The organism is Demequina aurantiaca, from assembly GCF_000975135.1.
Taxonomy (GTDB): domain Bacteria; phylum Actinomycetota; class Actinomycetes; order Actinomycetales; family Demequinaceae; genus Demequina; species Demequina aurantiaca.
Window position 1 is genome coordinate 1,408,753 of the sequence record NZ_BBRF01000001.1, and the last position, 22,061, is coordinate 1,430,813.

Annotated in this window: 20 protein-coding genes; 17 read left to right on the forward strand and 3 right to left on the reverse strand. The window is 64.4% G+C overall.

The window, feature by feature from the left end:
• Positions 1-118: 118 nt before the first annotated feature.
• The 10 genes from AOP73_RS06410 to adhE all read left to right on the forward strand — a co-directional run bounded on the left by AOP73_RS06410 (position 119) and on the right by adhE (position 11,015).
• Positions 119-1,366: a TadA family conjugal transfer-associated ATPase gene (locus tag AOP73_RS06410; protein WP_236683521.1), complete on the forward strand. Its 1,248-nt coding sequence runs from the start codon at positions 119-121 to the stop codon at positions 1,364-1,366.
• Positions 1,363-2,223: a type II secretion system F family protein gene (locus tag AOP73_RS06415; protein ID WP_152650553.1), complete on the forward strand. Its 861-nt coding sequence runs from the start codon at positions 1,363-1,365 to the stop codon at positions 2,221-2,223. Before AOP73_RS06410 ends, AOP73_RS06415 begins: the two co-directional genes overlap by 4 nt.
• Positions 2,220-3,134 (forward strand): type II secretion system F family protein, encoded by a 915-nt coding sequence (locus tag AOP73_RS06420; protein WP_061963992.1) that lies wholly within the window; start codon positions 2,220-2,222, stop codon positions 3,132-3,134. Before AOP73_RS06415 ends, AOP73_RS06420 begins: the two co-directional genes overlap by 4 nt.
• 30 nt (positions 3,135-3,164) lie before the next feature.
• Positions 3,165-3,353, forward strand: coding sequence for a hypothetical protein (locus AOP73_RS06425; RefSeq protein ID WP_061963994.1), 189 nt, complete (start codon positions 3,165-3,167; stop codon positions 3,351-3,353).
• On the forward strand, positions 3,331-3,729 hold the full coding sequence (locus AOP73_RS06430; RefSeq protein ID WP_236683522.1) for a TadE/TadG family type IV pilus assembly protein: 399 nt from the start codon (positions 3,331-3,333) through the stop codon (positions 3,727-3,729). Before AOP73_RS06425 ends, AOP73_RS06430 begins: the two co-directional genes overlap by 23 nt.
• A complete protein-coding gene (locus AOP73_RS06435) occupies positions 3,722-4,240 on the forward strand; it encodes a hypothetical protein (protein WP_061963998.1) in 519 nt (172 codons plus the stop codon). The genes AOP73_RS06430 and AOP73_RS06435 overlap by 8 nt, the downstream gene beginning before the upstream one ends.
• Positions 4,241-4,251: 11 nt before the next feature.
• Positions 4,252-4,737 carry a hypothetical protein gene (locus tag AOP73_RS06440; RefSeq protein WP_061964000.1) on the forward strand — a complete coding sequence of 162 codons (486 nt, stop codon included), beginning with the start codon at positions 4,252-4,254 and terminating at the stop codon, positions 4,735-4,737.
• 166 nt (positions 4,738-4,903) lie between these two features.
• Positions 4,904-7,210 (forward strand): formate C-acetyltransferase, encoded by a 2,307-nt coding sequence (gene pflB, locus AOP73_RS06445; RefSeq protein ID WP_061964002.1) that lies wholly within the window; start codon positions 4,904-4,906, stop codon positions 7,208-7,210.
• A 9-nt stretch (positions 7,211-7,219) separates the two neighbouring features.
• A complete protein-coding gene (gene pflA / locus AOP73_RS06450) occupies positions 7,220-8,029 on the forward strand; it encodes a pyruvate formate-lyase-activating protein (protein WP_061964004.1) in 810 nt (269 codons plus the stop codon).
• 259 nt (positions 8,030-8,288) lie between these two features.
• Positions 8,289-11,015, forward strand: coding sequence for a bifunctional acetaldehyde-CoA/alcohol dehydrogenase (adhE, locus tag AOP73_RS06455; protein ID WP_061964006.1), 2,727 nt, complete (start codon positions 8,289-8,291; stop codon positions 11,013-11,015).
• Between the two features lie 95 nt (positions 11,016-11,110).
• On the opposite strand, the gene AOP73_RS06460 is transcribed toward adhE, so the two are convergent.
• Entirely contained in the window at positions 11,111-12,487 is a 1,377-nt protein-coding gene (locus AOP73_RS06460) for an NAD(P)/FAD-dependent oxidoreductase (protein ID WP_061964008.1), read from the reverse strand.
• Positions 12,484-12,960: an Lrp/AsnC family transcriptional regulator gene (locus AOP73_RS06465; protein WP_061964010.1), complete on the reverse strand. Its 477-nt coding sequence runs from the start codon at positions 12,958-12,960 to the stop codon at positions 12,484-12,486. The genes AOP73_RS06460 and AOP73_RS06465 overlap by 4 nt, the downstream gene beginning before the upstream one ends.
• Before the next feature lie 256 nt (positions 12,961-13,216).
• Between AOP73_RS06465 and AOP73_RS06470 the strand changes: the two genes are divergently transcribed.
• Genes AOP73_RS06470 through AOP73_RS06485 form a run of 4 tightly spaced genes read left to right on the forward strand, consistent with a single transcriptional unit; the run spans position 13,217 to position 17,219 of the window.
• The gene (locus tag AOP73_RS06470; RefSeq protein WP_061964012.1) at positions 13,217-14,401 is read left to right on the forward strand and encodes an ABC transporter substrate-binding protein; all 1,185 of its coding nucleotides are present in this window, start codon (positions 13,217-13,219) and stop codon (positions 14,399-14,401) included.
• Complete coding sequence (locus tag AOP73_RS06475) at positions 14,388-15,536, forward strand: ABC transporter ATP-binding protein (RefSeq protein ID WP_061964014.1); 1,149 nt, start codon at positions 14,388-14,390, stop codon at positions 15,534-15,536. Before AOP73_RS06470 ends, AOP73_RS06475 begins: the two co-directional genes overlap by 14 nt.
• 1 nt (position 15,537) lies before the next feature.
• On the forward strand, positions 15,538-16,401 hold the full coding sequence (locus AOP73_RS06480; RefSeq protein ID WP_201774495.1) for an ABC transporter permease: 864 nt from the start codon (positions 15,538-15,540) through the stop codon (positions 16,399-16,401).
• Positions 16,401-17,219, forward strand: coding sequence for an ABC transporter permease (locus AOP73_RS06485; protein ID WP_061964016.1), 819 nt, complete (start codon positions 16,401-16,403; stop codon positions 17,217-17,219). Before AOP73_RS06480 ends, AOP73_RS06485 begins: the two co-directional genes overlap by 1 nt.
• 68 nt (positions 17,220-17,287) lie before the next feature.
• On the opposite strand, the gene AOP73_RS06490 is transcribed toward AOP73_RS06485, so the two are convergent.
• Positions 17,288-18,670 carry an aspartate aminotransferase family protein gene (locus AOP73_RS06490; protein ID WP_061964018.1) on the reverse strand — a complete coding sequence of 461 codons (1,383 nt, stop codon included), beginning with the start codon at positions 18,668-18,670 and terminating at the stop codon, positions 17,288-17,290.
• Positions 18,671-18,812: 142 nt separating this feature from the next.
• On the opposite strand from AOP73_RS06490, the gene AOP73_RS06495 reads away from it, so the two are divergent.
• Genes AOP73_RS06495 through AOP73_RS06505 form a run of 3 tightly spaced genes read left to right on the forward strand, consistent with a single transcriptional unit; the run spans position 18,813 to position 22,054 of the window.
• On the forward strand, positions 18,813-20,192 hold the full coding sequence (locus tag AOP73_RS06495; RefSeq protein WP_061964020.1) for an NAD(P)/FAD-dependent oxidoreductase: 1,380 nt from the start codon (positions 18,813-18,815) through the stop codon (positions 20,190-20,192).
• Positions 20,189-20,554 (forward strand): cupin domain-containing protein, encoded by a 366-nt coding sequence (locus AOP73_RS06500; RefSeq protein ID WP_061964022.1) that lies wholly within the window; start codon positions 20,189-20,191, stop codon positions 20,552-20,554. Before AOP73_RS06495 ends, AOP73_RS06500 begins: the two co-directional genes overlap by 4 nt.
• A 12-nt stretch (positions 20,555-20,566) precedes the next feature.
• A complete protein-coding gene (locus tag AOP73_RS06505; RefSeq protein ID WP_061964024.1) occupies positions 20,567-22,054 on the forward strand; it encodes a CoA-acylating methylmalonate-semialdehyde dehydrogenase in 1,488 nt (495 codons plus the stop codon).
• Positions 22,055-22,061: the final 7 nt, after the last annotated feature.

Consider the following 22,061-nt stretch of genomic DNA (forward strand, 5'->3'; position numbering starts at 1 on the left):
CGGTTCTAGGGTGCGGACGGTGCGCTGAGTAGTGTGCGCGGACTCAACGACGGGCCCGTTTGTGCGTGAGCGCAGAGGTTATCCACAAAGAAGATGCGAGGAACTGGTGGTTCCCCTAATGTCTATTGGCATGACCGCCGACGCCGCCGCGACTATCGAGGCGCAGGTGCGCGATCAAATCCGCGAGCGCGGTGTGGATCCGTTGCGTGAGGCCGCGATGGTGCGTGACCTGGTCGAGGAGGCACTCGAGGCCTGGGACGAGAGGGCTTTGGTCGGCGCAGTCGCGCCGGTGCATGACCGCGAGTCGACTGCGAAGTCAGTCGTCGACAACGTCGCCGGACTGGGCCCGTTGCAGCGCTACCTCGATGATCCGGAGATCGAGGAGATCTGGATCAACGAGCCCTCGCAGGTCTACGTCGCCCGCCACGGCCAGGCGGAGTTAACCACCACCATGCTGACCGCCACCCAGGTGCGCGACCTGGTGGAGCAAATGCTCAAGGTGTCTGGGCGGCGGCTGGACTTGTCGAGCCCATTCGTGGATGCGACGTTGCCGGGAGGCGAGCGACTACACGCCGTCATCCCTGACGTGACTCGGGCGCATTGGGCGGTCAACATCCGTAAATACATTGCCCGCGCGCGTCACGTGCAGGATCTCGTTGACCTCGGGTCACTGACGCAGCAAGCCGCGGACTTCCTCGCCGCCGCTGTGGCCGCGGGACTCAACATCGTGGTCTCAGGGGCGACTCAGGCCGGTAAGACAACGATGTTGAACGCGCTCGCGGGATGCATTCCACCGCGCGAACGGGTCGTGACGTGCGAGGAAGTCTTCGAACTTAAAATCGCGCAGCGCGACGTGGTGGGCCTTCAGTGCCGCCAGCCGTCCCTCGAGGGAACCGGGGAGATTCCCTTGCGCCGGCTCGTCAAGGAGGCGCTGCGGATGCGCCCTAGCCGCATCATCATTGGCGAGGTCAGAGAAGCCGAATCTCTGGACATGCTTGTCGCCCTCAATGCCGGAATTCCCGGGATGGCGACCATCCACGCGAACTCGGCGCGAGACGCCGTCGTGAAGCTCTGCACACTGCCACTCCTGGCGGGAGAGAACGTATCCGACCGCTTCGTGGTGCCCACCGTCGCATCGGCGATTGATCTAGTTATTCACCTTGACCTTGACCATCGAGGGAAGCGCCACGTGCGCGAGATCGTTGGTCTGTCGGGGCGCGTTGAGGACGGGGTAGTCGAGGTCTCGGACATCTTCAAGACTGAGAACGGCGGCCTGGTCCGTGGCACCGGGTTCCCGCCGCATGAGGACCGGTTTGCTCACCACGGCCTGGACCTGATGCAACTGTTGGGCGGTTCTGCATCGTGACCACTGTGTGGGGATTGTGTCTCGGTGCGGGGCTGTTTCTGGTCTGGCGCTCGATGTGGGCCGGAGAGCCGGCCGCGCATCCGCGATACTCGCGTTGGCGGGCAAACGTCGCCGACTCCCTGGTCCAAGCGGGAATGCCGAACCTCACGCCAGGCGCACTCGTCGCAGCCTCGGTCATTGCGGGTGGCCTCGTCGCGCTCACCGTGGGTGGCCTGGCTGCATCTCTCCCGATCGGCCTGTGCTTCGGCATCCTTGCGGGCCGCGCGCCGAGCGCTCTTGTGGCGATGCGTGCCCGGGGGCGTCGCGAATCGATGCGCACGGTCTGGCCGGACGTGGTGGACAATCTTGCGTCGGGGATTAGGGCGGGACTCCCTCTCGCCGAGGCGCTTTCTCAGGTGGCAGAGACCGGGCCCGAGCAGGTGCGTCCAGCGTTCGACGCGTTCGCCCAGGACTACCGGGCCACCGGCAGGTTCGCGGACAGCCTGGACGCGCTCAAGGCGCGCGTCGCGGATCCCGTGGCCGATCGCATCGTTGAGGCGATCCGTATCACCCGTGACGTCGGCGGATCCGACGTGGGGCACGTGCTGCGCACCCTCGCCGAGTTTCTCCGGGACGATGCTCGGGCCAGGGGAGAGATTGAGGCTCGCCAGAGTTGGACGGTCAACGCGGCCCGGCTCGCGGTCGCGGCCCCGTGGGTGGTGCTCGCATTGCTCAGCAGTCAGCCGAGCAACACTGCCGCCTTCAACAGCCCCGCTGGCCTCATGGTGCTCGCGGTCGGCGGAATCGTCACTGTGGTGGCCTACCGACTCATGGTGCGCATCGGCCGGCTACCGGTGGAAGTGCGGGTGCTTCGATGACGCCCGCCGCGATGGCGTGGGGACTGACCCTGGGAATTGGTCTGGTGTTGGTCGCGTCTTGGTTTGGCGCGCGCCGAGCGACCCTTGAGCAAAGGGTGGCGCCTCAATTGCGCGAGCACGGTCTTGTGACCCGCGGGGGCGGGGCGCCCGCACGCTCGGTCGTCGAGCGACTACTCGCGCCCGCGCTGCGCGACGGGGTAGGTGTGGTCGCAAAATGGGGGTCGCCCACAAAAGAACTAGAAGTTCGCCTGCGCCGCGCAGGGTCGAGTCTGAGTGTCGATCAGTTTCGCGCCGAGCAGGTGGTGTGGGCCATCGCCGGTCTGGTTGCGGGTCTGGTGGTGTCGGGCATATTGGTGTCCACACGCGCGTCATCGCCGCTCGTCCTCTTGGTGCTGACGGTGGCGTTGGGCGGGGCCGCATTCGCCGCCAGGGACTACATGCTGACCCGTGACGTCGCCCGCCGCGAGTCCGCGATGGTGGCAGAGTTGCCCACCATCGCCGAACTCCTCGCGCTCTCAGTGGGGGCAGGTGAGGGAGCGCTGGGCGCCTTGGAGCGCGTGGTCGCGACGACGTCGGGCGCACTCGCGCATGAGTTGTCTCACACGCTCGCGCAGGTGCGTGGTGGCTCGCCCCTGAGCGAGGAACTTCGGGGGCTGGCTCAGCGCACTGGCGCCAGCGGAGTGCGGCGGTTCGCCGATGCGACGGCCACCGCCATCGATCGCGGCACCCCACTCGCCGCCGTATTGCGGGCGCAGGCGCAGGATGCGCGTGCGACTGGCAGGCGCGAGCTCATGGAGCAAGGCGGCAAGAAGGAGATCGCGATGATGGTCCCGGTGGTGTTCCTCATCTTGCCCATCACGATCGTCTTCGCGGTCTTTCCCGGACTCATTGCCATCGACCTAGGCGGCTAGACCCGCGTCTATCAACTAAGAGGAGAACAGATGACTGCGTTTCAGAAGTTTCTGCGCCAACTGCGTGACGAGGGTGGCTCCTCCGACCGAGGAGATGTTCCCGGCTGGGTGCTCATCACGCTCATGACGGCTGGTTTAGTTGCCCTAATTTGGGGCATCGCTGGACCCCGACTGGCCGATGTGTTCACCTCAGCCATTGATTCCGTCACCGGGGGCTAGCCGAGCCCGCGACGCCGGCAGCGCAACGGTCGAATTTCTTCTCGTCTCCGTGCTGGTGGTGGCGGTTGCGCTCGGGGTCATTCAATTAGCCATAGCGCTCCACGTGCGCAACATCCTGATTTCCAGCGCTCACGAGGGGGCGCAGTATGCGGCGCTCGCGGACAAGTCACTGGACGACGGCGAGGCCCGTGCCGAGGTGCTGATGGATGGATCCTTGGGTGGGGTCCCCACCAGTTTTTCTGCGCAGCAGACTGTCATCGACGGGTTGCCCGCTATTGAAATGACGGTCACGGCGCGCGTCCCCCTTGTCGGCATGTGGGGCGCCGGCGAGCAGCACATCACCGCCCACGCGCTCGCGGAGGTGCCACGTGGGTAGGCTACGCCCCTCACGTCTGCGCACGTTGAGCGACGAGGGCAGCGCGAGCCTCGAATTCATCGCGCTCACCCTGCTGTTGCTCGTTCCCTTGGTCTACCTCGTCATCGCGGTCGGTCAAATCCAGGCGGGTACGTTCGCGGCCGAGGCAAGCGCGAGAGCCGCTGCGCGCGGCGCCGTGGTGGCGGGAGTCGCCGCACTGGAGGACGGAGAAACTGAGGCGGATGCGCTCGGAATCGCGGACGGCTATGCCCACGCGGCGAGTTCCGTTGCGATCTCGGACTTTGGGCTGGGAAGTGCCGCGACGAGCACGATCGAGTTGTCGTGTTCCGAGGACCCTTGTTTCACTCCGGGAAGCGAAGTCACTTCACGGGTAAGCGTGACGGTGCCGCTACCCGGCGTGCCGTCATTTCTGCGTGGCGCGGTGCCGTTGGCCGTGACGGTGAGCGCGGACGCGGCCTCGCCGGTGGGTGGGATCGGCGGAGACGAGTGGCTCGCGGTGGGCGCGCCATGACACGTAGGACCATGAGAAGGCTTGCCGCACGGCTGCCGGCCGATGCGTCGGGCCCGCGCGGCGACGACGGCACCATCGGGCTGCTCACCTTGGGTATGACAGTGCTCGCTCTCGCCCTGATTCTGGTGGTCTCCGCGGTGACGACTGTGCATACCCAGCACATGCGCCTGGCTGCCGTCGCTGATGAACTTGCCCTCGATGCCGCCGATGCCGCAGACCTCGACGCCTACTTCACCGGGGAAGCCGAGGAGGTCTTGGCCGGCAACCACGGCGTGGTGCTGTCGAGTGAGGCGATGCAGCGCGCCGTCGCGGATCGTGTTGCTGCCTCTGGCTCCAGGCTGGCTGATATTCAGGTTCTTCACGTGACGACACCGGATGGTCAAAGTGCCGTCGTGACGGTCGGCCTCACCGTGCATCCGATGCTCGGAGCCGAGGGCATCTTGCCGTTCCTCAGCGGGGTGAATCTGACGGCGACCGGCACAGCGCGCGCTTCCTAGCGGCGAACCCGGATCCTCGGTACGTACCGGACCGCGATGAGGGCCCTTGGTCCCGGTTTATTGTGCGCGGCCAGACGTAGCGTTGAACTATCGCGTTGGCCCAACCAGGACCCGGCGCACAGGCACCCTCGCCAGCACCCATGGCGAGCAAGAGGAGCGCACCATCATGAGCATCGACACCCCAGCCGTATCAGCCGCTGCGAGCAACGGCGCAACCGGCACCAACACCTCCGCCGCGAATGAGCAGCCTACGCAGTGGGCAACGTTCACGCCCGGGCCCTGGTGCGACGCGATCGACGTGCGCGACTTCATTCAGCGCAACTACACCCCGTACGAGGGCAACGCTGACTTCCTCGCCGGTGCCACCAAGCGCACCACGCACGTGTGGGAGGAGATCACCAAGCTCTTCCCTGAGGAGCGCGAGAAGGGCGTCTACGACGTCGACGCCGCCACGCCATCGTCCATTACCGCGCACAAGCCCGGCTACATCGACCGCAACGCGGAGGTCATCGTTGGCCTCCAGACCGATGCCCCGCTCAAGCGCGCCATCATGCCTTTCGGTGGCTGGCGCATGGTCGCCAAGGCGCTGGAGACCTATGGGTACGCGGTGGATCCCGAGCTCGAGAACATTTTCAGCAACTACCGCAAGACCCACAACGACGGCGTGTTCGACGCCTACCCGCCGGACGTGCGCGCTGCGCGCTCCAGCCACATCGTCACCGGGCTGCCCGACGCGTACGGCCGCGGCCGCATCATTGGTGACTATCGCCGCGTGGCGCTCTACGGGGTTGACGCGCTCATCGCAGCCAAGAAGCTCGAGCGTGTGGGCCTGGACATGGAGCGTTCCACCGAGGACATCATCCGCGACCGCGAGGAAAACTCCGAGCAGGTCAAGGCGCTCAAGGAGCTGAAGACGATGGCTGCCAGCTACGGCTTCGACATCTCCAGCCCCGCCAGCAACGCCAAGGAGGCCGTTCAGTGGCTGTACTTCGCGTACCTCGCGGCCGTCAAGGAGCAGAACGGCGCGGCGATGTCGCTGGGACGTACCTCCACCTTCCTGGACATCTTCATTCAACGTGACCTCGACGGCGAAGTACTCACCGAGGGTGAGGCTCAGGAGATCATCGACGACTTCGTGATCAAACTGCGCATCGTCCGCTTCCTGCGCACCCCCGAGTACGACAACCTGTTCTCGGGAGACCCAACGTGGGTGACGGAGTCCATCGGCGGCATCGGCGACGACGGCCGCCCGCTGGTCAGCAAGAACTCCTTCCGCTTTCTCCAGACCCTGTACAACTTGGGCCCTGCGCCCGAGCCGAACCTCACCGTGTTCTGGTCGGACAAGCTGCCGCAGGGCTTCAAGGACTTCTGCGCCCAGGTGTCGATCGACACGTCCGCGATTCAGTACGAGTCCGACGAGCTGATCCGCTCCCAGTGCGGCGACGACGCGGCCATCGCGTGCTGCGTGTCCGCCATGGAGGTGGGCAAGCAGATGCAGTTCTTTGGAGCTCGCGTCAACCTCGCCAAGGCACTGCTGTACTCGATCAATGGTGGCCGCGATGAGGTCTCCGGCAAGCAGGTATCGCCGGTCTCCGCACCGCTCACCGACGAGGTCCTGGACTACGACGAGGTCCTCGCGGCCTTCGACACCCAGCTGGACTGGCTCGCACAGACCTACGTGGACGCGCTCAACTGCATCCACTACATGCACGACAAGTACGCCTACGAGCGCATCGAGATGGCGCTGCACGACGGCAACGTCCTGCGCACCATGGCCTGCGGCATCGCCGGCCTGTCCGTGGCGGCTGACTCGCTGTCGGCCATCAAGTACGCGACCGTCCGTCCTGTGCGTGACGAGACCGGCCTGGTCGTCGACTACAACGTCAACGGCGAGTACCCCACCTTCGGTAACGACGACGATCGTGTCGACGACATCGCCGTGGACCTCGTCCACCGCTTCATGGCCAAGGTCCGCCGGCAGCCCACGTACCGCAATGCGAAGCACACGCAGTCCGTGCTGACCATTACCTCCAATGTGGTCTACGGCACCGCGACCGGCAACACCCCGGATGGTCGCCGCGAAGGCGAGCCCTTCGCTCCCGGAGCCAACCCCATGAACGGACGCGACAACCACGGCGTGATCGCCTCGGCCTTGTCGGTGGCCAAGCTGCCGTACGCCGATGCTCAGGACGGCATTTCGTTGACCACCACCGTGGTCCCTGCGGGGCTGGGACGCGACAAGGCCGAACAGGTCAAGAACCTGGTGGGAATCCTGGACGCCTACAACATCTCGGATGGCTTCCACCTGAACGTCAACGTTCTCAACCGTGCCACTCTCGAGGACGCCATGGAGCACCCGGAGAACTACCCGCAGCTCACCATCCGCGTCTCCGGATACGCCGTTAACTTTGTGCGCCTGACTCGCGAGCAGCAGCTCGACGTCCTCTCCCGCACCTTCCACGCAGGACTCTAGGAGCACATCATGAGCATCGCCCCGGATCTCATCAAGTCACCGTCAATCTCAGTCGCCGACGAGGACCTTCGTCACTCGCTCCGCAACCCTGGCGAGGCAGGCTCCATCCACTCGTGGGAGCTCGTCACCTCGGTGGACGGTCCGGGTAGTCGACTGACTATCTTCCTGGCCGGCTGCCCACTGCGCTGCCTGTACTGCCACAATCCCGATACCTGGCAGATGCGCCGCGGCGAGCGTCACACGCTCGACGACGTCATGGCCAAGGTGCGCCGTTACGCGCCGGTTCTCCAGGCAACCGGCGGGGGAGTCACCCTGTCGGGTGGCGAGCCGCTGCTGCAGGCCCAGTTCGTGGAGAGCATCTTCGCGGAGTGCAAGAAGCTCGGCATCCACACGGCCCTGGACACCTCCGGGTTCCTGGGAGGTCGCGCCACGAACCAACTGCTCAACGACACCGACCTGGTGCTACTCGACGTGAAGTCCGGCCTGCCGGACGTCTACCGCAAGGCCACGGGCCGCCCACTGCAGCCCACCCTTGACTTTGGTCGCCGCCTGTCCGCCCAGGGCAAGAAGATTTGGGCCCGGTTTGTGCTGGTGCCAGGTCTGACTGACGGCGAAGACAACGTCGAGGCGGTGGCCGACTACCTCGCGAGCCTCGACACCGTCGAGCGCGTCGAAGTGCTGCCCTTCCACCAGATGGGCAAGGACAAGTGGGCCGAGCTCGACGAGGCGTACGCCCTAGCCGACACCAAGCCGCCCTCGGACGAACTCCAGGAACGCGTGCGCGCCCAGTTCGCCCGCCGCGGCCTGACGGTGTTCTAGGCAAAACAGACTTCTAGGCGAGCGGACACCTCGCCTGGGACAACACAAGATCGACCGGCCCACGGGACATGGTGCCGGTCGATTTTGCTGTTCCCAAGCATCGGCCGATGCTGTGGCCGGTATTCCCTGGCCGTCGCCGCATCGGGGCTAAAAAGTTGGGACCAAGGGCCCGAGGAAGCCGTCCATTGCGGGCATAGCGTGGAAGTAGTTCATCGACCCGAATCCCGAGCCGAGTTCCCACTCTAGGAGAAGTCCGGAAATGACCACCACGAACCCCGACGTGACGACCGCCAGTGCGCAGGAAGGCGCCGTCGTTGACGTTGCCGCCGCCATCGATGCCCTGGTCGACAAAGCGCAGACCGCACTCGCAGAGTACGACGCGTTCGACCAGGAACAGATCAACCACATCGTCAAGAAGGCCTCGGTCGCCGCGCTGAACCACCACGGCGAGCTCGCGGTCCACGCGGTCAAGGAGACCGGACGTGGCGTGTTCGAGGACAAGGCCGTCAAGAACATCTTCGCCTGCGAACACGTGACCCACTCGATGGGACCCATGAAGACCGTGGGCGTCATCAACGAGGACCCCATCCTCGGCATCACCGAAATCGCGGAACCCGTGGGCGTCATCTGTGGCGTCACCCCGGTGACCAACCCCACCTCGACCGCGATCTTCAAGGCGCTCATTGCGATCAAGACCCGCAACCCCATCGTGTTCGCGTTCCACCCGAACGCCCAGCAGTCCTCCGTGGCCGCAGCACGCATCGTCCGCGATGCCGCCGTTGCCGCCGGAGCCCCCGAGAACTGCGTGCAGTGGGTGGAGACCCCCTCGCTCGACGCGACCGGCCTGCTCATGAACCACCCCGGCGTCGCGCTAATCCTTGCCACCGGCGGCAATGCGATGGTGAAGGCCGCCTACTCATGCGGCAAGCCCGCCCTCGGCGTGGGCGCCGGCAACGTTCCCGCCTACATTCACACCTCTGCCAAGGTGGGTCGCGCTGTCAACGACATCGTGATCTCCAAGGCGTTCGACAACGGCATGGTGTGCGCATCGGAGCAGGCGGTGATCCTGGACGACGAGATCTACGACGAGGCGTTGAGCCTCTTTGACCGCCTTCACGCGTACCGGGTCACCCCCGCAGAGAAGGCCAAGCTCGAGGAGTTCATCTTCGGTGTTGCTGCCGACGGATCAAACTGCGCCGGCGCCAAGCTCAACCCCAACGTGGTGGGCAAGTCGCCGCAGTGGATTGCCGAACAGGCAGGATTCTCCGTGCCCGACGAGACGTCCATCATCCTGGCCGAGGTCTCCGAGGTAGGCGAGAGCGAGCCGCTCACCCGCGAGAAGCTGTGCCCCGTTCTCGCCGTGCTGCGTGCCACGAGCACCGAGCAGGGCCTGGCCTACGCCGAGCAGATGGTGGAGTTCAATGGACTTGGCCACTCCGCGGCCATCCACGCGACGGACGATGCGCTGATTCAGGAGTTCGGACGCCGGGTCAAGGCGGTACGCATCATCTGCAACTCACCCTCAAGCCACGGCGGAATCGGCGACATCTACAACGCCTTCCTGCCCTCGCTGACGCTGGGCTGCGGCTCCTACGGCCACAACTCGGTCTCCAACAACGTGACCGCGGTCAACCTCATCAACGTTAAGCGAATTGGACGCAGGAACAACAACATGCAGTGGTTCAAGGTGCCCAGTAAGGTCTACTTCGAGCCCAACGCGATCCAGTACCTGCGCGACATGCCCGACGTCGACCGGGTAACGATCGTCACCGACGCCACCATGACCCGCATCGGCGTCGTGGACACGGTCATCGACGTGCTGCGCCGTCGCAACAACAACGTGGCACTGCAGATCATCGACAACGTCGAGCCCGAGCCCTCCATCGCCACGGTCAAGGCCGGAGCCGAGACCATTCGTGCCTTCAAGCCAGACACGATCATCGCGGTGGGCGGAGGTTCGCCGATGGACGCCTCCAAGGTGATGTGGCTGCTCTACGAGCACCCCGAGGTCGACTTCTCTGACCTCAAGGAGAAGTTCTTCGACGTCCGCAAGCGTGCCTTCACCTTCCCCAAGCTGGGCGAACTCGCCAAGCTGGTGTGCATCCCGACCACGTCGGGCACCGGCGCCGAAGTCACCCCGTTCGCGGTCATCACGGACACGGAGACGGGCCGCAAGTACCCGCTCGCCGACTACGCCTTGACCCCCACGGTCGCGATCATCGACCCCGTGCTGACGGCCAACCTGCCGTCCCGCGTGGCCGCCGACTCCGGCTTCGACGCCCTGACCCACGCCACCGAGGCGTACGTCTCCGTGTACGCCAACGACTTCACCGATGGCATGGCCCTGCAAGCTATCCGCCTGGTCTTCGAAAACATCGAGGAGTCCGTCACGGTGGGTGGCACCGCCGTCAAGGCACGCGAGAAGATGCACAACGCGGCGACCATCGCCGGCATGGCGTTTGGAAACGCGTTCCTCGGCCTGGTCCACGCGATGTCGCACGTGACCGGATCGATGTTCCACGTCGCCCACGGCCGCACCAACGCGATCTACCTCCCGCACGTCATCCGCTACAACGGCAAGGTCCCCACCAAGCCCACGTCGTGGCCCAAGCAGGAGACTTACGTCGCCCCCGAGCGCTTCCAGGAGATCGCCAAGATGCTGGGCCTGGCCCACGAGACTCCCGAGATCGCGGTCGAGGCTTACGCCACGGCGGTCGAGGAGCTACGCGTCAAGGTCGGCATCGAGGGTTCCTTCCAAGAGGTGGGAGTGGACGAGGCGGCGTTCATGTCGAGTCTCGATACCTTGGCCATGAACGCCTACGAGGACCAGTGCGCACCCGCGAACCCCCGCCTGCCCATGCTGGACGACATGAAGATCATGATGGAATCCGCGTACTACGGGGCCCGCTACGAGGAGGTCCGCGACCGCGCGGTCACTGAGTCAGCCCCCGCACCCAAGAAGGGCGGTCGCAAGGCTAAGGCCTAACGCCCCGTATAGATTTCCGTCGGATCGGGGACACTCCGGCGGACCACCGCGCCCCGGCTTCTGCAAAGAGGTCGGGGCGTTTTGGCGTCCCGAGGCTAGAGATGCCCGCCTACGAGGGGAGATAGTGCCCGCGCGATCACCGACGGGCGGCGGGTGAGGCGTTCCTCAGCATCGGCGACGCTCAATCCAACCAAGCCGGCGTTCGCTCCCAGCCAGCGCAGGGGTTCCACCTCCCAGCGCCGGGACCGGTGTCCCACCCACGGCAAGTGAGTCAGGGCAGTGTCCTCACCCAGGATGAGGTCGCGCAATGTGCGGCCCGCCAGGTTTGTGGTCGTCACGCCGTCCCCGACATAACCTCCAGCCCAGCCGATGCCCGTGTCTGCGTCGAGACCCACCGAGGCGTGCCAGTCGCGCGCGATGCCGAGTGCCCCGCCCCAACGGTGAGTGATCGGCGTACCGGCGAGCGTGGGAAACATCTCCACGATGCTGGCCTGCAGCTTGGCGAAGACCTTGGTGTGGGTGTCGAACTCGGGTCGGGTCGCGGACCCAAAGTGATAGGGCGCGCCTCGGCCACCAAAGATCATGCGACCGTCCGCCGTGCGCTGCCCATACACGATCAGGTGGCGGTAGTCGCTGAAGGTCTCGCGCTGCGCTAGGCCGATCTCTTGCCACTGCGGGTCGCTCAGCGGGGCGGTCGCAATCATGAGTGAGTAGACGGGCGCCACGGCGCGCTTGTACCCGGGTAGTTGGGCGGTGTAGCCCTCGGTGGCCCGGATGACGTGCGCTGCCGTGATCTCACCGCCGGGGGTGGCCACACGATGCGGGCCGATGGCGGTGGCGGGCGTGCCCTCGTAGAGGTCCACGCCCATGTCCTGCACGGCTGCTGCCAGGGCTCGCACCAGACGCGCGGGCTGGATGACGGCGCAGTCCGGGGTGTAGGTGCCGCCCAGGGTTCCGGTCGCGTTGAGTCGTGTCGCCGCGGCGTCGCGGTCGAGGAGGTGGACGCGATCCCCGAGGCCAAACTCGTCCGCCTCGCTCACCTCCGCCTGCGCGCGCTCCCATTGAAGCTCGGTGCGCGCCACCACCACCGTGCCGCCTTTGGTGATGTGGGCATCGGCGGAAACGTCGTCAGCGGCAGCGATGAGCTCGTCCACCGAGGCCCGCATCGCGGCATCGAAGGCGAGTGCCGAGTCGCGGCCGTGCTCCTTCGCGAGGGTGGCGATGGACGTGGGCAGGAGCGCCGATGCCCACCCGCCGTTGCGCCCCGAGGCGCCGAAACCCGCGAATTCCTTGTCGACGATGGTGATGCGCGCATCGGGCCGTGCGCGCTTGAGGTAGTACGCGGTCCACAGGCCGGTGAAGCCGGCGCCCACGATCGCGACGTCGACGTCAATGTCACGCGCGAGGGGGCGGGTGGGAGTAATAGGGGAGTCGAGCCCGTCCAACCATAGTGAGGGTGGGGGTGCGGTCACTTCACCCCCCACGAATAGGTCTGTTTGCGGAGTTCGAGATAGACGAAGGTCTCTGTCGTGACAACGCCCGGGATAGAGCGGATCTGCTTGCTAATCAGCGAGTACAGGTGAGCGTCGGACTCGCAGACGACCTCGACAAGAAGGTCGAAGGAGCCCGCAGTGATGACCACGTAATCCACCTCGTCAATCGATTCCAGCGCATCGGCGACTGGTTCCGGTGGTCCCGACACCTTGATACCGACCATGGCCTGGCGCGCGAATCCCATCTCGACGGGGTTGGTGACCGCGATGATCTGCATCACGCCGGTGTCGATGAGCCGCTGGACACGGCTGCGCACGGCGGCCTCCGACAGTCCCACCACTTTGCTGATGGCCGCGTAGGACAGCCGGCCGTCGTGCTGCAGCTGCTCGATGATGACCTTGTTGACGGGGTCGAGCGGGCTAGTGTTCTTGGCGGCATCGGCATTGTTCATGGTTAGCAGTGTGGTCGCCCCCAGGGGTTCGGTCAACCCGCCAGGCGGTTCAGTCCTACGGTTTCATTACAATCTTGTAAATACTTACGCTGGATTAGCGGCGAAAATCGCTCTTTTCCGCGCAAATGCTCGCCAGGACTGTATTTTCATGCCAGTATCAATTTCAGAATCCCGCTGACGCAGGATCCGTGCACACATCGAAGTGAGGCGGACCTCTAGGTTCGCCTTCGTTGGAACTGACCACCAGGAGGTTGACGTGTCTGAAGTCTCGCCGGAGGAAAACAGCAAGAAGGGCGTCTCGCGCAGGGGCGTGCTGATTGGGGGCGCGGCAGGTGTGGCCGGTATCGCGGCCTTCGCATTCCTGAGTGGTCGCGGTGGAGGCGGCGGGAGCGCAACCGCGGATTGCGTCACGACCGACCTGTCGGCCTCGGAACCCACGCTCGCGGTGTCGAACTGGCCCGAGTACATCGACGTCGATGACGGCGACTACGTGTCAACGCTCACCCAGTTCCAGGAGGACTCCGGACTCCAGGTGACGTACACCCCGGACGTGAACGACAACCTCGAGTTCTTCGCCAAGGTACGCAACCAACTTGGTGCCTGCCAGCCGACGGGCCGGGACTTGTTTGTGCTGACGGACTGGATGGCCGCGCGCATGGTGCAGGCCGGGTGGACGCAGAAGCTCGACAAGGCAAACGTGCCGAACCTCGACAAGAACCTCATCTCGTCGCTTCGAGCACCCACATGGGACCAGAACCGCGACTACTCCGCACCGTGGCAGGCCGGCTTCACCGGCATTGCGTACAACAAGTCGCTCGTCCCAGAGGTGCGCACTATGGACGAGTTGCTCACGCGTGCCGACCTCAAGGGCAAGGTCACGTTGCTGACGGAGATGGAAGACACGATGGGCCTGCTGATGCTCTCGGACGGGGCGGACCCCGAGAACTTCACTGATGACCAGTACGCGGCGGCCCTCGACAAGCTGTCGAAGGCACGTGCGGAAGGTCAGATCCGCGCCTTTACCGGCAACGAGTACATCAACGACCTGGCCGCCGGGAACATCGCCGCATGCGTGGCATGGTCCGGCGACGTAGCCGCGGCCGACAACGAGGACTTGGTCTTCCTGCCGCCAGACGAGGGCATGATGATCTGGTCCGACAACATGCTCGTGCCGGTCCAGGGCCTGCACAAGGCGAACGCGGAAAAGTGGATCAACTACTACTACGACCCCAAGGTCGCCGCCAAGCTCGCCGCCTATGTGTGGTACGTCTGCCCGGTTGAAGGTGCGCGGGCGGAGATGGAGTCGATTGACCCATCGCTCGTGGACAACCCCCTGATCTTCCCCACGGACGAGTACCTGTCCAAGACTCACGGTTTCAAGGCGATCACGGACGACGAGCGGGCAGTCCTCGAGAAGGAATACACGAGTGTCATCGGTTAGTGAGTCGCGGCGCGACCTGCGCCTGAGTGGGCTGCACAAGCGCTACTCCAACGGCTTCACCGCGGTGAAGTCGCTGGACCTCGTGATTCCGCAGGGTTCGTTCTTTGCATTGTTGGGCCCGTCCGGTTGCGGCAAGACGACGACGCTCCGCATGGTCGCCGGCCTCGAGGAGGTCACGGCGGGTTCCATCAAGATTGGCGACCAGGACATCACCAGCGAGAAGCCGTTCCGTAGGCCCGTCAACACGGTGTTCCAGAACTACGCGCTGTTTCCGCACCTCACGATCGCGGAGAACATCGAGTTCGGTCCCAAGCGCCGCGGAGTCAAGGAGTCCGCCGCACAGGTGAAGGAGATCCTGGAGCTCACCGAGCTGACGGAGCAGGCGGGGAAGAAGCCGGCGCAGTTGTCGGGAGGTCAGCAGCAACGCGTGGCGTTGGCGCGGGCGTTGATCAACCGCCCCGAGGTGCTGCTCCTCGACGAGCCTTTAGGTGCGCTGGACCTCAAGCTGCGTCGCTCAATGCAGGGGGAACTCAAGCGCATCCAGGAGGAAGTGGGCCTCACTTTCGTCCACGTGACGCACGACCAAGAAGAGGCCATGACGATGGCCGACACCGTCGCGGTCATGAACCAGGGTGAGATTGAACAGTTGGGCTCGCCCTACGAGCTCTACACCAACCCGCAGACCACCTTTGTCGCGAACTTCCTGGGCCGCTCGAACCTCATCAAGGGAACTGTGATCGGTCGCGAAGGTTCCGGCGCCGATGCTGTGGTCAAGGTCGATATGCACGGCACCGTGATTTCAATCAAACAGGACCGGGTGCATACGGTTTCCAAGGAGGGGTGGATCGGTATCCGTCCGGAAAAACTGTTGATCCAGCCCGAGGGCACGTCTCTCGCCGACCCCGGCAACCACTTCTCCAGCGCCGTCGTCGTTGGGGCGAGCTACCTCGGCGTATCCACGGAGTACGTGCTGAAGATGCCGTGGGGCCAGGAGCTCATGTGCTTCGAGCAGAACCGCGGGGTCCGCGGTGGAATCGTCGAGCTCGGCACCAAGGTCGACGTGTCCTGGCGTCAGGAATACGTGTTCCTCCTTGACTCTTCGCAGGACGCCCAGGCCGGGCGCGAGGAGGAGTAGCGTGGCTTCGCTGCAGCGAGTCTTCGGCAAGAACGTCGGCTACTGGCTGATTGCCCCCGCCGCCCTGTGGCTCGGACTGTTCTTCCTGGTTCCCTTGCTGTCGCTGTTCACGACCTCGCTGTCCGACCCGTCGGGCAACCCCATCGCCGGCTACCGTCTCACGGGTCGATTTGCGAACTACGTCGACGTGATCGCGGACTACTGGCCGTACTTTGTGCGCTCGCTGACGTATGCGGGCATCGCGACGGTGCTCTGTCTCATTTTGGGATACATCCTCGCCTACGCGATCGCTTTCAAGGCAGGGCGATGGAAGACCGTCATGCTGGTGTTGGTAATCGCGCCATTCTTCACGTCTTTCCTGGTGCGAACGCTCTCCTGGAAGCTCATTCTTGCGGACAACGGATTCGTGGTGGAGTCCTTGCAGTGGCTACACATCCTGGGCGAGGATGGTCGGCTCCTGGCGACGCCGTTCGCAGTGATCGCTGGCCTCACGTATAACTTCTTGCCCTTCATGATCCTCCCGCTCTACGCGAGCTTGGAGAAGATTGACCCGCAGCTCCTCGAGGCCTCTCAGGATCTCTACGCGAGCCCGTGGAAGGGGTTCTGGAGCGTGACGTGGAAACTGTCGATTCCAGGCGTGGTGGGCGGCACATTGCTGACCTTCATTCCTGCATCCGGTGACTACATCAACGCATCCCTGCTCGGAAATCCGAATACCCAGATGGTGGGTAACAAGATTCAGGCGCTGTTCACCACAGCGGGTGACTATCCGCACGCGTCCGCCCTCTCGGTGATCCTGATGGTGCTGATCCTGGTGATGGTCTTGGTCTATGTACGCCGCGCCGGAACGGAGGAGCTACTGTGATGCACCGCGTTGGCAACTGGATCGGCAAGCACCTGATGATCACGCTCGGGATCTTGGTGCTGATCTACATGTACATTCCTAACTTTGTCGTGGCGTTGATGTCCTTCAACGACTCATCCGGGTCCCGAAACCTCTACCAGTTCCAGGCCTTTACCTGGGACAACTGGCTCAATCCATGTGCGCCGAACGGGATGTGCGAGTCCCTCAAGGTCAGTGTGGAGATTGCCCTGGTGGCCACAATTGTCGCCACGATCCTGGGCACGCTCGCATCGTTTGCTCTGGTACGCCACCGCTTCGAGGGGCGCTCCACGATGAACCTCCTCATCTTCCTGCCAATGGCTACCCCGGAAATCGTCATGGGTTCCTCGCTCCTGGCGCTCTTCGTTGCCGCGGGCATGGGGGGCAGCCTGGGATTCGTGACTATCTTGATTGCCCACATCCTGTTCTGCCTGTCATTCGTGGTGGTCACCGTCAGGACGCGTCTGGCGGGTCTCGACTCGAATCTCGAGAAGGCCGCGATGGACCTCTATGCCAATGAATGGCAGACGTTCTGGCGCATCACGTTCCCGCTCGTGTTCCCGGGAATTCTCGCGGCCGCCCTTCTGGCATTCTCACTGTCGTTCGACGACTTCATCATCACCAATCTCAACTCCGGCACCACCGTCACGTTCCCCATGTTTGTGTGGGGTTCCGCTCAGCGCGGGATCCCGATGCAGGTGAACGTCATCGGCACCGCGATGTTCTTGATCTCGTTGGTCATCGTGGCGGCTGGTGAGATTGGCGCTCGACGCCGGGCGAAGATGCTCGCCAATCGGTAGCGACTAGCCACCAACAAGTACGACCCCAGCCGCATCATGCGGTTGGGGTCGTACTTGTTTCGCAAGTACTACAGACGCGCGTACGCCTCGGTCAGTACTTCCCTCAGAATGCTGCCAATCTCGTCGAATTCGGCCTGGCCGATGATGAGTGGCGGGGACAGCTGAATGACGGGGTCGCCGCGGTCGTCGGCGCGGCAATACAGCCCGGCCTCGTAGAGCGCGCCCGAGAGGTAGCCGTGGAGGATGCGCTCACACTCGTCGTCGCTGAATGTCTCCTTGGTGGCCTTGTCCTTGACCAGCTCGATGCCATAGAAGTAGCCGTCACCGCGTACGTCGCCAACGATGGGCAGATCGCGCAACGACTCGAGAACTGCGCGGAAGGCATCCTTGTTGTCGTTGACGTGTCCGAAGATGTTCTCCTCGGCAAAGATGTCCAGGTTCTTGAGCGCCACGGCCGTCGAGACGGGGTGGCCACCGAAGGTGTAGCCGTGGGCGAAGGCGATCTTCTGCTCGAGGAACGGCTCCATGAGCTTGTCCGCGATCATCACCGCGCCCAGAGGCGAGTACCCCGAGGTAAGGCCCTTGGCGGTGGTGATCATGTCGGGAACGTAATCAAAGCGCTGCGCACCAAACATGGTGCCGAGGCGTCCGTATGCGCAAATCACCTCGTCGGAGACGAGGAGGACGTCGTACTTGTCGCAGATCTCGCGCACTCGCTGGAAGTAACCGGGAGGCGGAGGGAAGCATCCTCCTGCATTCTGCACGGGCTCGAGGAACACAGCCGCGACGGTGTCGGGGCCCTCGTTCTCGATGGCGATCGCGATCTGGTCCGCGGCCCACCGGCCAAAGGCCTCGGGGTCCGAGCCGTCGAGTAGTCCGCCGGTGACCTCGCCTGCACGGTAGATGTTCGTGTTTGGCACGCGAAAGGTCGCCGGAACGAGGGGCTCGAACTGCTGCTTGAGCTCGGGGATGCCCGTGATGGACAGCGCGCCCTGTGTGGTGCCGTGATAGGCGACGGCACGCGAGATCACCTTTGTCTTCATGGGCTTGCCGGTGAGCTTGAAGAAGTTCTTGGCGAGCTTCCAGGCCGTCTCGACCGCCTCGCCTCCACCCGTGGTGAAGAAGACGCGGTTGAGTTCGCTGGGAGCGGCCTCGGCGAGTCGCTGTGCTAGTTCGATCGCACCCGGGTGCGCGTACGACCACAGTGGGTGGAAGGCGAGCTGCTTGGCCTGATCAGCGGCGGCTTGTGCGAGTTCCTCGCGGCCGTGACCGAGCTGGTTAACAAAGAGGCCGGCTAAACCGTCGAGGTAGCGCTTGCCGTTGACGTCCCAGATGTAGGCGCCGTCGCCGCGGACGATGATGGGCACGTCGGCATCGGCGTAGCGGTGGTGCTGGGTGAAATGCATCCACAGGTTGTCCTTGGCGGCAGTCTGCATCTGGTTGTAGTCCATTTCGCTAGTATCGCGCCTCAACGTCACAAAAGCAACCGATTCTTCGCTAGTATTGGGCCAGGACAAAGAAATGCGCGGTTCCGACAATGCTTGACTGCGGATTTCGCATCTCTCAATTGACGCGGCCGAAGGGGGCAAACGGGTGGTTTTGACCGTTTTTGAGCGAAGTGTTCCCGATGCTTCCGCCGTGTCCGCAGCGCTGGAGGGCAGCAAACTCGGATCCTTCTGGATCGACTCGGTGGCGCGGCCCCGCTACACACCCCTCGAAGCCGATGCCCACGCAGACCTGGCGATCGTGGGCGGCGGATATAGCGGACTGTGGACTGCAATCCTTGCCAAGGAGCGCGACCCCAAGAGGGACGTGGTCGTGCTCGAGGGCGGGCGCGTCGGAGGAGCAGCCTCCGGGCGCAATGGTGGATTCTGCGAGCCCAGCCTGACCCATGGCCGTGCCAACGGCGAGAGCCGCTGGCCCCACGAGATCGACCGACTGGACGCACTCGGCTCACAGAACCTTGACGAGATTGAAGCCACGGTCGCCCGGTACGGCATGGACGCCGAGTTTGAGCGCACAGGTGGAATCACCGTGGCGGTGGAGCCGCACCAGCTCGAATGGCTGGGGGAGGACGCCCTCGATGCCGCGGCAGTGCGGTCCTTCGTTGACTCACCTACCTACCTTGGTGGGGAGTTCGACGGTGAGGGTGCGCTGGTCCATCCGTACAAGCTGGCAATCGAGCTCGCGCGGGTGGCTACCGAACTCGGCGTGCGCATTCATGAGCGCACGCCAGTGCGAACAATGACCGGCACCGACCTCGTGACAAAAGTAGGAACGGTGCGCGCCCGGCAGGTGGCCTTGGGCACCAATGCTTTCCGACCTCTCCTCAAGCGCAATCGCTTGATGACCGTCGCGGTCTACGACTACGTCCTGGTCACTGAGCCGCTTACCGAGGTGCAGATGGCGAGCATCGGCTGGGAAGGCCGCCAGGGCATCGGCGACATGGGAAACCAGTTCCACTACTACCGCCTCACTGCCGACAACCGCATCCTGTTCGGAGGCTACGACGCGATTTATCACGCCGGCGGACATGTGCGACGCGAGTATGAGGACCGGCGTGAGACCTTCGAGATGCTGGCCAGCCATTTCCTCACCACCTTCCCGCAACTGAGCGGCGTGAAGTTCACGCACCGGTGGGCTGGGGCCATCGACACGTGCAGCAGGTTCAGCCCGTTCTTCGGCACAGCCCGAGGTGGAGCGGTGGCGTATTCGCTCGGCTTCACCGGACTCGGCGTCGCTGCGACCCGCTTTGGCGCCAACGTCATGCTCGACCTGCTGGATGGCGAGTCCACGGAGCGCACCGAAACCGACATGGTACGTAGCCGCCCGCTCCCGTTCCCGCCGGAGCCCATCGCATCGATCGGAATCAACCTGACCCGCCGCTCCCTGAATAAAGCAGATCATCGCGAGGGCAAGCGCGACGCCCTCCTGCGGACCTTGGACGCGGTGGGAATGGGGTTCGACTCATGACGGATGTGCTCGCCAGTGGAAAAGTCGTGTCGGCATCCGCCGTCGAGGTCCCGATCGAGGCCATCCATGCAGACGCGCAGGAACCGCGCGCGGGACTCGTGCCACTCGCGACGCTCGATGGCTGTGAGGTGGGAGTGTGGGAGCACACCGCCGGTGCCAGCTCGGACGTAGAAGAAGACGAGGTCTTTGTGGTGGTCTCCGGCAGCGCCACCATCGCGATCGTCGACGGTGGCGAGCTTCACGTCACGGCGGGCGACGTCGTACGGCTGTCAGCGGGAATGCGGACCACCTGGACGGTCCACGAAACGCTTCGCAAGATCTATGTGTGCAACGTCGCGGACCTCGCGACTCCGAGTGCTTGAGGAAGGAATGCGATGATCAACATTCAGCATCACGTGGCCGGTGGCCCATGTGGCGAGGCCGCCCGGTCTGGGGCGGTCTTTAATCCCGCGACGGGTGAGCAGAGTGCGACGGTGGCGTTCGCATCGGCCGGCGAGGTCGACCACGTCGTGAAGGTTGCCGCCGCGGCGCAGGTCGAGTGGCAGAAGATGGGCCTGGTCAAGCGTGCGGGCGTGTTCTTCAGGATGCGTCAACTGCTGATCGAGCACACCGACGAGATTGCAGCCGCCATTACGGCCGAGCACGGCAAGGTGCTCTCCGACGCCGCAGGGGAAATCTCGCGCGGCATCGAGAACGTCGAGTTCGCCGCTGGACTCGTCAACCTCCTCAAGGGTGAGTACTCCACGGGCGTCGCCACGGGCGTCGACGTGCACACGCTCAAGCAGCCCATTGGGGTGGTCGCGTGCATCACGCCCTTCAACTTCCCCGCGATGGTGCCGCTGTGGATGAGTGCCTCCGCGCTCGCGACCGGCAATGCCGTCATCCTCAAGCCCAGCGAGAAGGACCCGTCCACCGCGATGATCCTCGCGCGCCTGTGGGAAGAGGCGGGTGTTCCGCCTGGGGTCTTCAACGTGGTGCACGGGGACAAAGAGGCGGTGGACGCTTTGCTCGACTCGCCCGGCATCGGCGCCGTGAGCTTTGTGGGCTCAACGCCCATCGCTCGAGCCATCTACTCGCGCGCCGCGGCCAACGGCAAGCGGGTGCAGGCACTTGGCGGTGCCAAGAACCACATGATTGTGATGCCCGATGCGGACCTGGACTCCGCAGCGGACGCCGCCGTCAATGCCGCTTATGGTTCCGCCGGCGAACGCTGCATGGCCATTTCCGTCCTGGTGGCGGTGGGAGACGCGACGGCCGATGCTGTGGTGGCCAAGATTCGCGAGCGCGCCGAGTCCCTGACGATCGGCGCCGGCACGGATCCGGCCTCACAGATGGGGCCGCTCATCACCCGTGAGCACCGCGACAAGGTGGCGTCCTACGTGGCCGACGCCCCCGGGCAGGGTGCGGAGGTAGTGCTCGACGGTCGGTCCGCGGAGTTCGACTCGGACGGCTTCTTCCTGGGTGTCAGCCTGGTGGACCGCGTGACGCCGCAGATGAGCGTCTACACCGATGAGATCTTTGGGCCGGTGCTGTCCGTAGTGCGGGTGGACGATTACGACCAAGCGGTCGACCTCATCAACGCCAACGCGTTCGCGAACGGCACCGCGATCTTCACCCGCGACGGGGCTACCGCGCGCCGCTTCACGGAGGACATCGAGGTGGGAATGGTCGGCATCAACGTGCCGCTGCCCGTCCCGATTGGCGCGTACTCGTTCGGCGGATGGAAGGACTCGCTGTTTGGCGACTCCCACATTTACGGGCCCGAGTCCATCCACTTCTACACGCGTTCCAAGGTGGTGACCACGCGTTGGCCCGACCCCAGCGAGTCGCAGCTCGACCTCGGCTTTCCGAGCAACCACTGATCCGGCA

Bases quoted from the DNA above. Each gene is read 5' to 3' on its own strand.
- AOP73_RS06505 (WP_061964024.1), top strand. From the start codon at position 20,567: ATGATCAACATTCAGCATCACGTGGCCGGTGGCCCATGTGGCGAGGCC.
- AOP73_RS06420 (WP_061963992.1), top strand. From the start codon at position 2,220: ATGACGCCCGCCGCGATGGCGTGGGGACTGACCCTGGGAATTGGTCTG.
- adhE (WP_061964006.1), top strand. From the start codon at position 8,289: ATGACCACCACGAACCCCGACGTGACGACCGCCAGTGCGCAGGAAGGC.
- AOP73_RS06440 (WP_061964000.1), top strand. From the start codon at position 4,252: ATGAGAAGGCTTGCCGCACGGCTGCCGGCCGATGCGTCGGGCCCGCGC.
- AOP73_RS06410 (WP_236683521.1), top strand. From the start codon at position 119: ATGTCTATTGGCATGACCGCCGACGCCGCCGCGACTATCGAGGCGCAG.
- AOP73_RS06465 (WP_061964010.1), bottom strand. From the start codon at position 12,960: ATGAACAATGCCGATGCCGCCAAGAACACTAGCCCGCTCGACCCCGTC.
- AOP73_RS06425 (WP_061963994.1), top strand. From the start codon at position 3,165: ATGACTGCGTTTCAGAAGTTTCTGCGCCAACTGCGTGACGAGGGTGGC.
- AOP73_RS06500 (WP_061964022.1), top strand. From the start codon at position 20,189: ATGACGGATGTGCTCGCCAGTGGAAAAGTCGTGTCGGCATCCGCCGTC.
- AOP73_RS06490 (WP_061964018.1), bottom strand. From the start codon at position 18,670: ATGGACTACAACCAGATGCAGACTGCCGCCAAGGACAACCTGTGGATG.
- pflA (WP_061964004.1), top strand. From the start codon at position 7,220: ATGAGCATCGCCCCGGATCTCATCAAGTCACCGTCAATCTCAGTCGCC.
- AOP73_RS06485 (WP_061964016.1), top strand. From the start codon at position 16,401: ATGCACCGCGTTGGCAACTGGATCGGCAAGCACCTGATGATCACGCTC.
- pflB (WP_061964002.1), top strand. From the start codon at position 4,904: ATGAGCATCGACACCCCAGCCGTATCAGCCGCTGCGAGCAACGGCGCA.